Raw genomic sequence first — 14,010 nt, 5'->3', positions numbered from 1 at the left:
ATTAGAAACGTAAATTTAAGGTTTTTTAAAAGAGCTGAAAGATGGTCGCTTCAAAACTTTTGAAATATTTTGTAATAATTTCCCAACTTTTTTATCCAATGTTCAGAAGCCAGAAAATCTGACGGTCCAATTACCAATACAAGTGAAATGAAAAAAAATCTTCAGCATTCAACTTTAACAAAATCGAAAAAGAATGACTTACGATTTTGACCAGCTTTACGAGGAATTTTCGGGCAGAATCTACAAATTATGTTTGAGTTATTCCGGTGACCAACTATTTGCAGACGATCTCCATCAAGAAACGTGGATTGCAGTTTGGAACAGCTTGCCCAAATTTCGCGGGGAAAGTAAAATTGGCACCTGGGTTTACAGAATCGCGATTAACACTTGCTTGGTTGGACTGAAGAAAGAAAAAAACAAAGATCAAAATTCCGAAATCATTCTTGCAAAACTCGTTCACGAAGAAACCTACGACAACTCCAAAGAAATCAATCGATTGTATGAATGCATCAGTAAATTGAAAGAAAGCGAGAGAATCATCATCACTTTGGTTTTAGAAGAAAAACCTTACGAAGAAATCGCAGAAATCACAGGAATAACCGAAAATAATCTGCGCGTAAAAATTCATAGAATCAAAAAAGAACTTCAGGAAATATACACCAATTATGGAAGAATTTAAAGAACTGGAAAATCTTTGGAAACAATCTGAAACAAAGATTCCACCACAAAAAACCAATATTTCAAAAATAAAAAACAATCGTATGAAACTGAAAAACACCTATACCAAAGGAGCAATTTTGCTTATCCTTACCGGAATTTTCATCTTAGGTTTAATGATTTTTTTAGACTCCAATTTAAAAACCATTCTTGTCGTTTCATCAATGATAATAATCTCTATAACGTGCTTTCTACAAGCTGCTTTGATGCTTATCACCGCAAATGAAATCTCCAAAATTGATGAAACTCAAACTCCAACTTCTCATTTGAAACAATGGCAAAATTTCAGAGCATTTCAGAAAAAACAAAGACACTGGAACATGCCTGTTTATTACACCTTATTGAGCATTGCACTCGGAGTTTACATGTATGAATTGCTAAAAAACGTCGATTTATGGAAGATGATTCTCACTTTTGCCATCACGTATTCCTGGATGCTTTTCGCCTATTTTTATCTCGGTAAAAAAGAAATAAAAAAGCAAGATGCAAAGTTAGACGGCATTATTTCTGAACTGAAAAGTCTCGAAAATCAATTTCAATAGGTAAAAAATTCTGGGAGCAAAAACTTCCAGATTTTTTTTTAAAGTTCGTTTAAAACAATCTTCCAAAGACTTTTATTGAAACTTCGAAAAAAATTGATGTGCCCGATTTCACCTTTTTCAGAGTCTGAAACTGTAATTTCGCGGTAAGTTTTCTTTAAATGAGGATAAACATTGTTCATTAAATTTTCCATTCCTTTCATCGTAACCCAAGGATCGTCTTCAGCGTGAATGATGAAGGTTTCCTGCTTTAAATCTTTAGAAAAATGAGTAGCAATTTTTTCATAAAGACGGCTCGTTGATTTTCTATTTAAAATTAAAGTTCGCCAATCGTAAGCGACCCCTTTTGGTAAAGATTCGCCCAAACCAAAACGATGTGCCGGAAAATAACCAAAAAATTTGGTGGTGAGTGGAACGGCAATTCCGAAACCTAAAACTGCAGAGGCTGCAATATTTGCCTTTAGATTTCCAATGTATGCATCTTGAGTGGCGACAAAAATGAATTTGTCAAAAATATGGGCGTCTTCATTCATCCCAATAATCAAAGCTCCGACTGAATGTCCGAGACAAAATTTCTGGTGGTTTTGATAATTTTTTTTAATAAAATCGGTTACAGTTTTGAAATCATCTGTTCCCCAAATTCTCATGGTTGCATGAAAACCATTCATCTTTTTGGGTTTTGAATCGCCAATTCCCCTGTAATCATAGGTGATTGCGGTAAAGCCATTTTCTGCAAAATATTTGGCAAAAGAAAAATAAATTTGCTGTTTTACGCCAGTTGCAGAATTGATGAGCAACAATTTTCCGTTTGGATTTTGCGGTTCAAAAACAGTAACGGAAATTAAATTGTGATCTGAAGTTTTTAGAAATAATTGCTGCATGATATGGATCTACCTCAAAAATAAGAAGGGAAAATCTTGCTTAAAAGTATGAAATTAGAACAAGCGACCCAGAAATTTCGATATGTAAAAAATAGGATTTATTCTTGCGTGAAATCTTTAAGATAAGGCAATCCGCTTTGTGAACCTCTATTTTTAGCCACTTTTAGCGAAACATCATTTCCGAATTTCACACAATCATCTACAGAATTATGGTGACAAAGTGCGACTGCAAAACCAGAAGTAAAAGCATCGCCCATTCCCATTTTATGCAAAACTGAATCGTGATCGTTTCTATAATATTTCATTTCCGAACCGTTGAAATAGGTGGTGGAATTGGTATCATCTCTCACAAAAAGTTTGTTTGGATATTTTCTTAAAATCTGCTCACGATTTTCATCTCCAAAAACAATTGAAAGTTCATTGCTTTTCGCAACAATAAAACTTGCCTTTTCGATCATATGGTCGGAAAGTTTGGTCGCAGGAGAAGCATAAATGCCGACTTTGTTGTTGTTGCTTGTTGCTAAATCAACCGTAAATTCTACCACCTCCATCGGAATTTCTAGCTGCACTAAAACTAAATCACTTGTTGCAAAAAATTTTTCAGCTTCAATGATGTTTTCGATTTTCAAGCAATAATTGGAGGCAGGAACTACTACGATAGAATTAATTCCTTCCGCGGCGGTTACGTAAGCGGTTCCGGTGGAAACCTCTTCGTTTTCTGCGACAAATCCCACATTCACGCCTTCATCAACTAAATTTCGGAGAATTTGCTGCCCAAAAGGATCCATTCCCACACAACCGATGAAATAAACACTTGCACCAAGTCGCGAGGTTCCTACAGCCTGATTCGCGCCTTTTCCACCAAAAAAACTTTCGGATTTTTCTGCCATTACCGTTTCGTTGGGTTTCGGTAAATGATGCGTGTTCAGCACCAAATCGATGGAGGAACTTCCTACGACAATGATTTTCGGTTGTTCTGAAGTGATATTCATTTTTTCTAAAGTTTTTTATACTTGTAAATTGTTTAAAGATAAAGACGCGATTAATCGCGCCTTCAAAAACTAATGACCAAATTTATTCTTTTAATTAGAGATTGGAAAATCATTTAACTTTAATTAACTGCCTATTTCTATAAATTCTGTAATTAATTTCAGAGGCTGATTGTCTTTTCCAAAACCGATATAACTTGCATAAAATCCTTCACCATAACCAGTTTCGAACGCAAAAATATTGCCTTTCTTTTCTTCGTCGGGTTTTAAAAAAGCAAATTGATCGATTGCACCATTATGATCAAAAAAATATTCGTGGAAAAACTCTTCATAAATCCCCATAAATTCTGCACCTTTTCGGTGAAATAATCTTTTTTCTAAATGATTAAGGGAATCCTGCGTTTCAAAATCCATGAAACACCCCATTCCACTTTCTACGGGATAGCCGAAAATTTCTTCCCCTTTTAGATCGTCAATATTTTGGTCTTCGGTAGTTGCGAGTTTCCATTCGATGATTTCTTCGTCGCCAAAGATTATTTCTACGTAAGCTACGCAATTGCTTTCTCTTTCCTTATGCAACAAAACGGGAAATTCACCTTGCGGAAAATTGATTTTAAATTCCTTCATGTCGCTTGTAATTAATGGATCACAGGCTATGACTCTTCCTGTTGGAAGATTAATAGTTCCGGTGTCGAAACTTTCTATTAATGGATTTTCGACGAAATTTTTGCTAAAAAGTTTTTTGATATTTTCCAGGTGCTGCATAATGATGATGAAAAAGTAAAGGTAGTCGAAAAAGGCTAAAAAAATAAAGTTTAATTAGCCTTTAATTGAAGATTTTTAGGAATTCTATTTTAAAGCGTTTTAAGTTTATCTTCTAAAAGAACAATTTTATCTTGTGCATCTTTTTGTTTTTTGCGCTCTACTTCTACCACTTCTGGTTTGGCATTGGCAACAAATTTCTCGTTGGTTAATTTCTTTTCTACGGAAATCAAGAAGCCTTTTAAGTATTTAATTTCTTCTTCTGTTTTTATTTTTTCTTCAGCTAAATCTAAAGTTTCACTTAAAGGAATAGAAATTTCTGTTCCACCCATTAAAAATGAATAGCTAGGTTTATCGGTTTTTGTGGCAAAATGAATCTGAGAAATATTGGCTAATTTTTTCACCAAATTTTCATTATCAAAGCTCGATGCATTCGTGAAAACTTCTACGTCTTCGCGCGGAGAAATTCCTTTGCTTTGACGGTAATTGCGAACGCCGGAAATGAGTTCTTTTGAATTTTCGAAATCTTTAATAATGCTTTCGTCAAAGGTTGCATCTTTTTTCTGCTGGGAAATGACCAAAGCGTTTTCAGGAGTTCTTTCCGAAATATTTTGCCATAATTCTTCTGATAAAAAGGGCATAAATGGATGCAGTAACTTCATTAATTCTTCAAAATAAAGAATCGTTTGATCATAAACCTCTTTAGAAATCGGTTCGCCGTAAGCAGGTTTGATGGCTTCGAGATACCAAGAACAGAAATCATCCCAAATCAATTTGTACAACAAGTGCAGTGCATCAGAAATCCTGAATTTCTCGAATTGATCGGCGATTTCTGCAATCGTTTTATTCATTTGATTTCCGAACCATTCAATTGCTTGTTGATCGGCTTCGGCGCTTTTGAGGGTCTCATCTTTCTTCCAACCTTGGATAAGTTTGTAGGCATTCCAGATTTTGGTGGCGAAATTTCTTCCCTGCAACATTAATTCTTCATCGAAAAGCAAATCGTTTCCGGCGGCTGAACTAAGTAAACTTCCGACACGAACTCCATCTGCACCGTATTTTTCAATCAATTCAATCGGATCTGGTGAATTTCCTAATTGTTTCGACATTTTGCGGCGCTGTTTATCGCGAACAATTCCGGTGAAATAAACGTTTTGGAATGGCACTTCTTTTCGGTATTCCAAACCAGCCATGATCATTCTTGCGACCCAAAAGAAAATAATATCTGGACCAGTTACTAGATCTGAGGTTGGGTAATAATAATTAATATCTTTATTTTCGGGATCAGAAACACCGTCAAAAACCGACATAGGCCATAACCAGGACGAAAACCAAGTATCGAGAGCGTCTTCATCTTGCTTCAAATGGTCGATTGTCAGTTGATGGTTATTGGATTTCTCTTTGGCTAAAATTAAAGCTTCTTCAATTGTTTCTGCAACTACGAAATCATTTTCCCCTTCTCCAAAATAGAAAGCAGGAATTTGTTGACCCCACCACAATTGGCGGGAAATATTCCAGTCGCGGATGTTTTCCATCCAGTGTTTATAGGTGTTTTTGAATTTTTCTGGATGAAATTTCACCTCATCATTCATCACCACATCTAAAGCAGGTTTCGCCAAATCAGCCATTTTCAAAAACCACTGTACCGAAACTTTGGGTTCAATAACTGCTCCTGTTCTTTCGGAAGTTCCAACTTTATTGATGTAATCTTCTGCCTTTAGTAAAAGATCTTTTTCTTCTAATTCCTTTGCTATTTCTTTTCGGACCACAAATCTGTTTTTTCCGGCGTAATGCAAACCGTGTTCATTCAAATTCGCATCATCATCCAACGAATCGATTATTTGCAAACCATGACGTTTCCCGATTTCATAATCATTAATATCATGAGCAGGAGTTATTTTCAGCGCACCTGTACCGAATTCAATATCTACGTACTCATCTTCTATAATAGGAACTGCGCGATTTACGATCGGAACAATTACATTTTTTCCGCGCAAATGTGCAAAACGCTCATCATTAGGATTGATACAAACAGCAGTATCTCCGAAAATGGTTTCTGGACGAGTTGTTGCAACGGAAATAAATTCTTCTGTACCTTCAATTTTATATTTTAGATAATACAATTTCCCGTTTTGTTCTTTGAAGATCACTTCTTCATCAGAAATATTTGTTTTCGCTTCAGGATCCCAATTGACCATTCTGTACCCTCTATAAATGAGTCCTTTTTGATAAAGATCAACGAAAGATTTGATAACTTGGGAAGATAATTTTGGTTCTAAAGTAAATCGTGTTCTCTCCCAATCGCAAGAACAGCCTAATTTCTTCAACTGTTCTAAAATTGTTCCGCCATATTTGTCAGTCCAATCCCAAGCATGTTTTAAAAACTCTTCGCGGGAAAGATCGGCTTTATTGATTCCCTCTGATTTCAGTTTTGCCACAACTTTGGCTTCGGTTGCAATCGAAGCATGATCAGTTCCGGGAACCCAACAAGCATTGAAACCCTGCATTCTTGCTCTACGAACCAAAACATCCTGAATGGTATTGTTTAACATGTGTCCCATGTGAAGAATCCCTGTAACGTTTGGTGGTGGAATTACAATGGTATAAGGAGGTTTTTCGTTGGGTTCTGAATGAAAATAATCATTTTCTAACCAGTATTTGTACCACTTCGTTTCTGTTTCCTGTGGATTGTATTTTTCTGAAATCTGCATAAAGGCTTTTCTTGGGCTTAATAGTTGCAAAAATAGGCAAATAAAAAAAAATGATCTTCATATTGATTTAATTTTTAACTTTGTCATACAAGTTTTATCAAACAATCAATAAAAACAAATTAAAAATATGAAAAAGATTTTGGCAGGTTTATTTTTAACCGCATCTTTAGTATTCGCTTCTGCACAAACAATTTCCTTTGACAAGACCACATTTGACTATGGAAATGTAAAAGCTGGCGCAGATGGGCACCGATTTTTCGTAGTAAAAAATACGGGAGACAAACCATTAATTATTTCTAAAGTTCAGGCATCTTGCGGATGTACAACACCAGAATGGAGCCAAGATCCTATTATGCCAGGAAAAACAGCTCAAATCAAAGTTGGCTATAACACCACAATTGTTGGTCCGTTCACAAAAATTATTGAAGTATATTCTAATGATCCTGCAAACAGCAGATCAGTAATTAATATTAAAGGTACGGTAGAAGGAGGCGCTGAACAAGCTCCTGTGAAAGCTGAAGCCATGGAAGTAAAAGCAGTTGCTGCTCCTGTCGCAGCAGAAGCTGCTGTGAAAGCTGCTCGTTCAAAAGCAAGAAGAGCTGCGAAAAAAGCGTCTTAAATTTAAAAAACAATAGTTTTATTAAATAATTATTAAAATCACTTCTTTATTGGAGTGATTTTTTTATTTTTAATGAAAATAACAATTATGGATTTAGATTTCAGCGACAATTTCATTGTAAAAGGAGCATTTTCAATAAAAAACGCAACTACCCAATATAAAGGCAAACTCGAAAAAAAAGAGGGTGAAGAGATGCTGCAAAAAGAAAAAGCGAAACTCCGGGAACTGCAGGAACTGCTCTATGCAGACTCCAGCAAATCATTGCTCGTGGTACTTCAAGCCATGGATGGCGCAGGAAAAGATTCCTTAGTCGAACATGTTTTTGGCGGGGTAAATCCACAAGGTTGTGAGGTAACAAGTTTCAAAGCTCCAAGTCAAAAAGAATATTCCCACGATTTTTTGTGGCGCCATTATATTGCACTTCCAGAAAAAGGAGATATCGGAATCTTCAACAGAAGTCATTACGAAAGCGTTTTGGTCTGCAAAATTCATCCGGAATATAACCTGAACGAAAAAGTGTGGGATTCTGTTTCAGATTTTGATGATCAATTCTGGAAAAATCGGTACGAAAGCATCAGGAATTTTGAAAAACATTTGGCAGAAAACGGCACTTCAGTCATCAAAATATTCCTTCACATTTCTAAGGACGAACAGAAAAAAAGATTTATTGACAGAATCGACGAACAAGAGAAAAACTGGAAATTCTCGATGGGAGATTTACCGGAACGAGCACTTTGGGACCAATATATGTCAGCTTACGAAGAAGCAATCAACGAGACTTCAAAAGATTACGCACCGTGGTTTGTGATTCCTGCTGATGACAAATGGTTTGCGAGAGTTGCGGCGATACAAATCATCATTGATGCTTTGGAAGACATGAAACTGAAATTCCCAAAACTGTCGGAAGCTGATCAAAAAGAATTAGCAAGCGCAAAAAAACAATTGGAAAACGAATAAAGATGAAAAAAGTTTTAGTTTTATTGTTGCTTATTTATGGTGTTGTCGCTTTTGCACAAACTCCAAGGTTCACAAAATACAATGTTGCATCAACTTCTGTTCAAATATATTTACCTACAGAACCGAAATGGGACCAATCAACTTCAGAAGATGGAAGTGAAATCTTTATTTATGATGATCTTTTCGGAAACATGAATTACAGCGCTATTATTGTAAAATTACACCCAACTGTGGTCAATGACAAACCAGAAAGCTTATTAGAAAGTTATATGATTTATCTAGAAAAAGCTGTTTTTACATTAGATCAAAAAGCAGGTTTCGGGAAAGGTCATACTTTGGAAAATCAGCCGAATGTAAAAGGAATTTTGCAAATGGGCAAATCTAAAGATGGAAAAGAATACAAAATTATGGGTTGGACGGATGGAAAATATATGGCAGTTTTAGCAACGTCGTCTTTGGAGGAAATGAATTATAATATTCAGGAAATGTTTTTGCGTGGAATTCGGTTTCCGCAGTAATACTCAGAAAAAACCCACAAGAAAAACTATAAGCCGGATTCTGTTTTCAATTGCTTGAACGCTTGTTATTTATCTGCGCTTTACATTTCTGAAAAGCTTTAGCTGTTTACCCCTCGGTTTTTGGAGCGAGCCACTCCTATTTTTCATTGCTGAAAAAAATCCGATATACTTAACATTGCACCGCAAAGAGTTTACCTGGTTTCACTATAAATGAATATACATACTTTCTGTTGCACTGGTCCTGATCTCGCGACCGACGGATGTTATCCGTTTTGCTGCTCTATGGTGTCCGGACTTTCCTACCCCAAATAAATCTGGAATCAACAAGCCGTTTTTCTTGTGGACCGCAAAGATAGGAATTTAATGCAAGCGATTTAATAATTACGAAATTGAGTTTTGGCGGTAATCCTTAATTTCATAAGTTGGGCGAACTTTTTTTAAATAAATGAGGGATCAACGTATCTTTTTTCAAAATTTCTCTTTTTTGGAAAGAATATTGCAAGGACCAGAACTTAATTATTGATACTTTTGACCTATGAATTATTACGACATTGTCTTCTCCGTTTTACAAAGATGGTATGAAAGATTCGCACAAGCAACCCCTAAAATCGTAGTGGGGATTTTGGTATTTTCACTGATTGTAATGTTCAGTTCCTATCTGAGCAAATTGACAGTAAGGATCTTTCACCGTTTTTTTCCAAAAAGCAAAAACACCTCCTTTATCGTTCTCGTGAAGACCTTCAAATTCCTCATCATCTTAATGGGGACTTTCATTGCCTTAGAAATTATGGGATTGGGCGGCTTTGTTTTAAAATTTGTAGGTAGTTTAGGAGTTGCGGGTGTTATTGCAGGTGTTGCATTAAAAGATTTGGTCTCATCCATGTTTTCTGGAGCATTGATCGGCATCGATAAAGCTTTTGCGGTTGGAGATTACGTTTCTATCAAAGAAATTTCGGGTGTTGTGGAATCTATCGGATTTTTAACCACAAAAATCATTACCGATGAAGGCAAAAAAGTATACATTCCTAATCAATTGATTTTCAGTGCTCCATTTGTAAATTACACAACTTCAGGACAGCGAAAAGTATTTATTGATCTTCAAATCGCAAATTCTCAGGACCTAGAGCAAGCTACTAAAGTCATTTTAAACGAAATTAAAACTTTCGAATTCGCTAATCACGTGGAGCAAGCTGAAGTGATTGTTTTGAAACAGAATTTCGGGATTTTCTATCTTGAAGCCCGCTTTTCTATGAAAACCGGTGAAAATATGACGCGGATAAGAAGTGAAGCTTTGATGCGCCTCAAGAAAAAGCTTGACGAATCGGCTATTCAACTAGCAACCCAAACCAGTGATTCTTTATCCAATTAAACAGACCGCTCAATTTTCTAGAAAAGAGAACTCAATCATTTTTGTAAAGATTCACAAGAAAAAGTCAAGTTAGACCAATTCAAGCTGAAATGGAAGACAGCCGGAAAAAGCTTAAAAAAAAACCGTTCAAAAAATTGAACGGTTTTTTAATACAAATATTTGGAGAATCTTAGTGACCTAAAACTTCTTTTACTTTATTAGCAGCTTCTTCCAAAGTGATTACTGAATGAACTGGCAAACCAGAATCATCGATCAATTGTTTGGCTTCTACTGCGTTTGTACCTTGAAGACGCACGATCAAAGGAACAGGAAGACTTCCCATCGCTTTGTACGCATCTACAATTCCTTGTGCAACACGGTCGCAACGAACAATTCCACCGAAAATATTGATCAAAATTGCTTTTACGTTTGGATCTTTCAAAATAATTCCGAAAGCTTTCTGAACTCTTTCTGCATCAGCTGTTCCACCAACGTCTAAGAAATTTGCAGGATTTCCGCCAGATAATTTAATGATATCCATCGTTGCCATTGCAAGTCCAGCTCCATTTACCATACATGCAACATCACCATCCAATTTCACGAAGTTCAAACCAGCTTCACCAGCTTCTACATCTGTAGCATCTTCTTCTCTGGTATCTCTCAATTCTGCCAAATCTTTGTGACGGAACAAAGCGTTGTCGTCTAAAGAAACTTTAGCATCAACTGCGATAATTTTATTGTCAGAAGTTTTTAAAACCGGGTTGATTTCGAAAAGACTTGCGTCAATTCCTACGTAAGCATTATATAAAGAAGCGATGAATTTCACGAAATCTTTGTGAGCAGCACCTTCCAAACCTAGGTTGAAAGCGATTTTTCTTGCCTGAAAACCTTGCAAACCAACTGCAGGATCAACCACTTCATTGTGAATTAAATGAGGAGTAACTTCAGCAACGTGCTCAATATCCATCCCACCTTCTGTAGAATACACGATCATATTTTTTCCTTGCTCTCTATCTAAAAGGATCGATACATAAAACTCTTTGGTTTCAGATTCTCCCGGATAATACACGTCTTCAGCAACCAAAACGAAGTTCACTTTTTTCCCTTCTGCAGAAGTTTGTGGAGTTACCAACTGCATTCCGATGATGTTTCCAGCATTTTCTTTCAGTTTTTCCATGTTCGGAGAGAACTTTACACCGCCACCTTTTCCACGTCCACCGGCGTGAACCTGAGCTTTAACCACCCAACCTTCATTTCCGTTTAGTTCTGTCAATTTTTTTGCTGCAGCTTCAGCTTCATCAACATTATTTGCGATAAAACCTCTCTGGATGTTTACGCCGTATTTTGCCAAAATTTCTTTCGATTGGTACTCGTGAAGATTCATATTATTTAAATTAGATTTTTATTTTTTTTAAAGATTTACAAATTTAAGAAAATTTGCTTAGATAGTAGGTTTTGTGTTTAAATTATTTGCGCACACTTTGAACCAGGTCGAGAAGGTTTTTATGATATTTTTTGGCGCACATTTCACTTCGTCGAAAGGCATCATATTATTTTTTTATTGGGCGCCTTTTCCGGCTTTCACTACTCGCTCCCCGCTCAAATGCAGCGGGAGAGCTCAAACATGCCGTTCAATCCGGGGCGCAGTTCGTTTCTCATTAGAAATAGTGGAATAATTAATTATTTTTAGAGCACGGATTTTACGGATTTGCACAGATTTTAATCTGTAGAATAAAAATCACCGTTTTCGATTGCATCAGGAGAGCGCAAACATGCCGTTCAATTCAGGGCGCAGTTTGTTTCTCATTAGAAATAGTGGAATACTAATTTTTTTAGCGCAAAGATTTCTCGAATTTGAACAGATTTTAATATGTAAGAAAAAAAAATTATCGTTTTTATTTTTTCAAATCGTTGCCAACTTCTATCCGTCCAAATCCGTGTAAATCTGTGCAATCTGTGCGAATCCGAGAAATCTGTGCGAAAAAAAATACCACGAAATCATCCTTGCGTTGTTCTGCAGTCAGGATTTGCAATTTCGTTCAAAAAAGTTATAAATTGTTACGGGTTAAAAAATGAGATCTTTGCAGAAAACAAATACAATGAAATTTAAAACACCAAATAAAAAATGGACCCTCGTCTGGATTATGGTAGCACTGATTTTCGTGCTTGCAGTTTTTCCCGTTCCAGCGCAAAAACCCATCACATATATTGATCGCGAAAGCGGACAGGTTAAAATTGAAAAGGTTTATGGGGAAAAATGGCTCGATTGGCTGTATCATAATCCGGTCGGAGAAGCAAGTTTGTGGATCATCGCAAAACGAAAAATCCTGACTTCTATTTATGGAGACAAGATGGATGAACATTCATCAGCTGCTAAAATTCAACCTTTCATCAAAGAATATGAGGTTGATATCAGTATTGCTCAAACACAAAATTTCAATAGTTTTAATGATTTTTTCACGCGCAAACTCAAACCCGAATCAAGACCAATCATTGCAGATTCCCTTGCAGTAGCTTCTCCCGCAGATGGAAAAATTTTAGCTTTTACCAATGTCAATAATTCTGATTTCTATATTAAAGGTTTCAGATTTAATGTTCAATCATTTTTGAACAACCCCGAACTGGCGAAAAAATATGAAGACGGAGCCATGATCGTTTTCCGACTTGCACCACCGGATTATCACCGTTATCATTTTCCGGTAAGTGGAACCACCTCATCCTCAAATACGAAGATCGACGGCGATTATTATTCTGTAAATCCTTTAGCTCTTCGTAAAAAAGCCGAAATTTTCTGGCTGAATAAAAGAGAATATGGCATTATAAAAAGTGCAGCTTTTGGAGATGTTGTCATGGTAGAAGTGGGCGCAACAATGGTCGGAAGCATGATCAAAACTTATAACGGCACTACAGTGAAAAAAGGCGAAGAAAAAGGATATTTTAAATTCGGCGGTTCAACTGTAGTTTTATTGTTTGAGAAAGACCACATTAATATTGATTCCGATTTATTGATTAACACGTCGAAAGGATTAGAAACGACCATCAAAATGGGTGAAAAAATTGCGGTAAAAAAATAAAACTTTTTATCTTTTGTATTTTATTACAAAGATTTTCGAACTATTTTCTTCTCATAAAAAGTAGTCGCAATTCCCGCTAAAATAATGACACTTCCGATCATTTGAACATTTGTAATTTTTTCATTTACAAAGATCGCTGCTAAAATTGTGGCAAATATCGCTTGACTCAACAAGCTTAACGAAACACGTGTTGCCCGCATTTTTTGGGTTGCGTAACTGATAAGCAACCACGCAATCAACTGACAAACAACTCCTTGAACAAAAAGAGAATACCAGGCTTTTTCCGAAAAACCAACAAAACTTTCATGGAAGAAAACATTAATGAAAAAGAGAAATACTGTACTGAAAATCATGCTGTAGAGCATAAAAGTAATGATATTCATTTTCGCCAAAACATTCTTACTCACCAATATATAAATCGCATACAACAATCCTGAAAGAATTCCGAGAAAAAAGGCAAAATCGAGTTTGAATTCTAAAATCGTTTCAATGCCTACAAAAACAATCATTCCCATTAACGCAATTAAAGTTCCGAGCCAAAAACTTTTCTTCGGACGGTAACTGAGAAAAATAAAGGAAAAAACGCCGACCCAAATCGGAGACAAATTCGTGAGTAAAGTTGCCTGTGTTGCGGAGGAATTTTGAATGGAAATATTCCAGACTGCAATATCCGAAGCGAACAGAATTCCGCAAACCGCAATAGGAAAAAGCATTTTGATATTTTCTAACCGAACTTTATCTTTATAAATAGCGATGGGTAAAAGTATTGCCGTTGCAATTGCCATTCTGTAAAAAGCAGAAATTAATCCGGACGTGAGATTCATTCTTACGATCACCGGAAAAATAGAGATGCATAAAATGCCGAGAAATAAAGCGATTCTTGGTTTGGTCATGA

The 14,010-nt window shown here is 36.1% G+C and carries 13 protein-coding genes and 1 other RNA gene; 7 read left to right on the top strand and 7 right to left on the bottom strand.

Annotated features, from left to right (window positions below; all coding sequences use genetic code 11):
- The first annotated feature begins 193 nt into the window (after nt 1–193).
- Both BW932_RS00195 and BW932_RS00190 read left to right on the top strand, forming a co-directional pair.
- A complete protein-coding gene (locus BW932_RS00195) occupies nt 194–679 on the top strand; it encodes an RNA polymerase sigma factor (protein WP_076384180.1) in 486 nt (161 codons plus the stop codon).
- Nucleotides 666–1,259 carry a hypothetical protein gene (locus tag BW932_RS00190; RefSeq protein ID WP_076384178.1) on the top strand — a complete coding sequence of 198 codons (594 nt, stop codon included), beginning with the start codon at nt 666–668 and terminating at the stop codon, nt 1,257–1,259. Before BW932_RS00195 ends, BW932_RS00190 begins: the two co-directional genes overlap by 14 nt.
- 38 nt (nt 1,260–1,297) lie before the next feature.
- Here the strand turns inward: BW932_RS00190 and BW932_RS00185 are convergent, their stop codons facing one another.
- The 4 genes from BW932_RS00185 to BW932_RS00170 form a co-directional block, all read right to left on the bottom strand.
- Nucleotides 1,298–2,137, bottom strand: coding sequence for an alpha/beta hydrolase family protein (locus BW932_RS00185; protein ID WP_076384176.1), 840 nt, complete (start codon nt 2,135–2,137; stop codon nt 1,298–1,300).
- Between the two features lie 98 nt (nt 2,138–2,235).
- Nucleotides 2,236–3,129: a ribokinase gene (locus BW932_RS00180; protein ID WP_076384174.1), complete on the bottom strand. Its 894-nt coding sequence runs from the start codon at nt 3,127–3,129 to the stop codon at nt 2,236–2,238.
- Nucleotides 3,130–3,252: 123 nt separating this feature from the next.
- Nucleotides 3,253–3,891, bottom strand: coding sequence for a DUF4241 domain-containing protein (locus BW932_RS00175; protein WP_076384172.1), 639 nt, complete (start codon nt 3,889–3,891; stop codon nt 3,253–3,255).
- Between the two features lie 89 nt (nt 3,892–3,980).
- Nucleotides 3,981–6,599, bottom strand: a complete 2,619-nt coding sequence (locus BW932_RS00170; protein WP_076384170.1) for a valine--tRNA ligase — start codon at nt 6,597–6,599, stop codon at nt 3,981–3,983.
- 127 nt (nt 6,600–6,726) lie between these two features.
- On the opposite strand from BW932_RS00170, the gene BW932_RS00165 reads away from it, so the two are divergent.
- The 3 genes from BW932_RS00165 to BW932_RS00155 all read left to right on the top strand — a co-directional run bounded on the left by BW932_RS00165 (nt 6,727) and on the right by BW932_RS00155 (nt 8,693).
- A complete protein-coding gene (locus BW932_RS00165; protein WP_076384168.1) occupies nt 6,727–7,218 on the top strand; it encodes a DUF1573 domain-containing protein in 492 nt (163 codons plus the stop codon).
- An 87-nt stretch (nt 7,219–7,305) separates the two neighbouring features.
- Entirely contained in the window at nt 7,306–8,175 is an 870-nt protein-coding gene (locus BW932_RS00160) for a polyphosphate kinase 2 family protein (protein WP_076384166.1), read from the top strand.
- Nucleotides 8,176–8,177: 2 nt separating this feature from the next.
- Nucleotides 8,178–8,693, top strand: coding sequence for a hypothetical protein (locus BW932_RS00155; RefSeq protein WP_076384164.1), 516 nt, complete (start codon nt 8,178–8,180; stop codon nt 8,691–8,693).
- A 13-nt stretch (nt 8,694–8,706) separates the two neighbouring features.
- Here BW932_RS00155 and rnpB read toward each other — a convergent pair.
- Nucleotides 8,707–9,033: RNase P RNA component class A (gene rnpB, locus BW932_RS00150), an RNA gene on the bottom strand.
- 195 nt (nt 9,034–9,228) lie between these two features.
- Here rnpB and BW932_RS00145 point away from each other — a divergent pair.
- Nucleotides 9,229–10,062, top strand: coding sequence for a mechanosensitive ion channel family protein (locus BW932_RS00145; protein ID WP_076384162.1), 834 nt, complete (start codon nt 9,229–9,231; stop codon nt 10,060–10,062).
- A 169-nt stretch (nt 10,063–10,231) separates the two neighbouring features.
- Here the strand turns inward: BW932_RS00145 and sucC are convergent, their stop codons facing one another.
- Nucleotides 10,232–11,425: an ADP-forming succinate--CoA ligase subunit beta gene (gene sucC / locus BW932_RS00140; protein ID WP_076384160.1), complete on the bottom strand. Its 1,194-nt coding sequence runs from the start codon at nt 11,423–11,425 to the stop codon at nt 10,232–10,234.
- A gap of 715 nt (nt 11,426–12,140) precedes the next feature.
- On the opposite strand from sucC, the gene BW932_RS00135 reads away from it, so the two are divergent.
- On the top strand, nt 12,141–13,115 hold the full coding sequence (locus BW932_RS00135; protein ID WP_221404506.1) for a phosphatidylserine decarboxylase: 975 nt from the start codon (nt 12,141–12,143) through the stop codon (nt 13,113–13,115).
- Between the two features lie 23 nt (nt 13,116–13,138).
- Here BW932_RS00135 and BW932_RS00130 read toward each other — a convergent pair whose 3' ends face one another.
- The gene (locus BW932_RS00130; RefSeq protein ID WP_076384159.1) at nt 13,139–14,008 is read right to left on the bottom strand and encodes a DMT family transporter; all 870 of its coding nucleotides are present in this window, start codon (nt 14,006–14,008) and stop codon (nt 13,139–13,141) included.
- Nucleotides 14,009–14,010 lie beyond the last annotated feature (2 nt).

Origin of the sequence: Kaistella chaponensis (genome assembly GCF_900156725.1) — a bacterium.
Taxonomy (GTDB): domain Bacteria; phylum Bacteroidota; class Bacteroidia; order Flavobacteriales; family Weeksellaceae; genus Kaistella; species Kaistella chaponensis.
Note: the sequence above shows the minus strand (reverse complement) of the source record. Positions and strands in the feature narration are given on the sequence as shown.

Coding starts and splice junctions, on each gene's coding strand:
- BW932_RS00195 (WP_076384180.1), top strand. CDS start 194: ATGACTTACGATTTTGACCAGCTTTACGAGGAATTTTCGGGCAGAATC.
- BW932_RS00190 (WP_076384178.1), top strand. CDS start 666: ATGGAAGAATTTAAAGAACTGGAAAATCTTTGGAAACAATCTGAAACA.
- BW932_RS00185 (WP_076384176.1), bottom strand. CDS start 2,137: ATGCAGCAATTATTTCTAAAAACTTCAGATCACAATTTAATTTCCGTT.
- BW932_RS00180 (WP_076384174.1), bottom strand. CDS start 3,129: ATGAATATCACTTCAGAACAACCGAAAATCATTGTCGTAGGAAGTTCC.
- BW932_RS00175 (WP_076384172.1), bottom strand. CDS start 3,891: ATGCAGCACCTGGAAAATATCAAAAAACTTTTTAGCAAAAATTTCGTC.
- BW932_RS00170 (WP_076384170.1), bottom strand. CDS start 6,599: ATGCAGATTTCAGAAAAATACAATCCACAGGAAACAGAAACGAAGTGG.
- BW932_RS00165 (WP_076384168.1), top strand. CDS start 6,727: ATGAAAAAGATTTTGGCAGGTTTATTTTTAACCGCATCTTTAGTATTC.
- BW932_RS00160 (WP_076384166.1), top strand. CDS start 7,306: ATGGATTTAGATTTCAGCGACAATTTCATTGTAAAAGGAGCATTTTCA.
- BW932_RS00155 (WP_076384164.1), top strand. CDS start 8,178: ATGAAAAAAGTTTTAGTTTTATTGTTGCTTATTTATGGTGTTGTCGCT.
- BW932_RS00145 (WP_076384162.1), top strand. CDS start 9,229: ATGAATTATTACGACATTGTCTTCTCCGTTTTACAAAGATGGTATGAA.
- sucC (WP_076384160.1), bottom strand. CDS start 11,425: ATGAATCTTCACGAGTACCAATCGAAAGAAATTTTGGCAAAATACGGC.
- BW932_RS00135 (WP_221404506.1), top strand. CDS start 12,141: ATGAAATTTAAAACACCAAATAAAAAATGGACCCTCGTCTGGATTATG.
- BW932_RS00130 (WP_076384159.1), bottom strand. CDS start 14,008: ATGACCAAACCAAGAATCGCTTTATTTCTCGGCATTTTATGCATCTCT.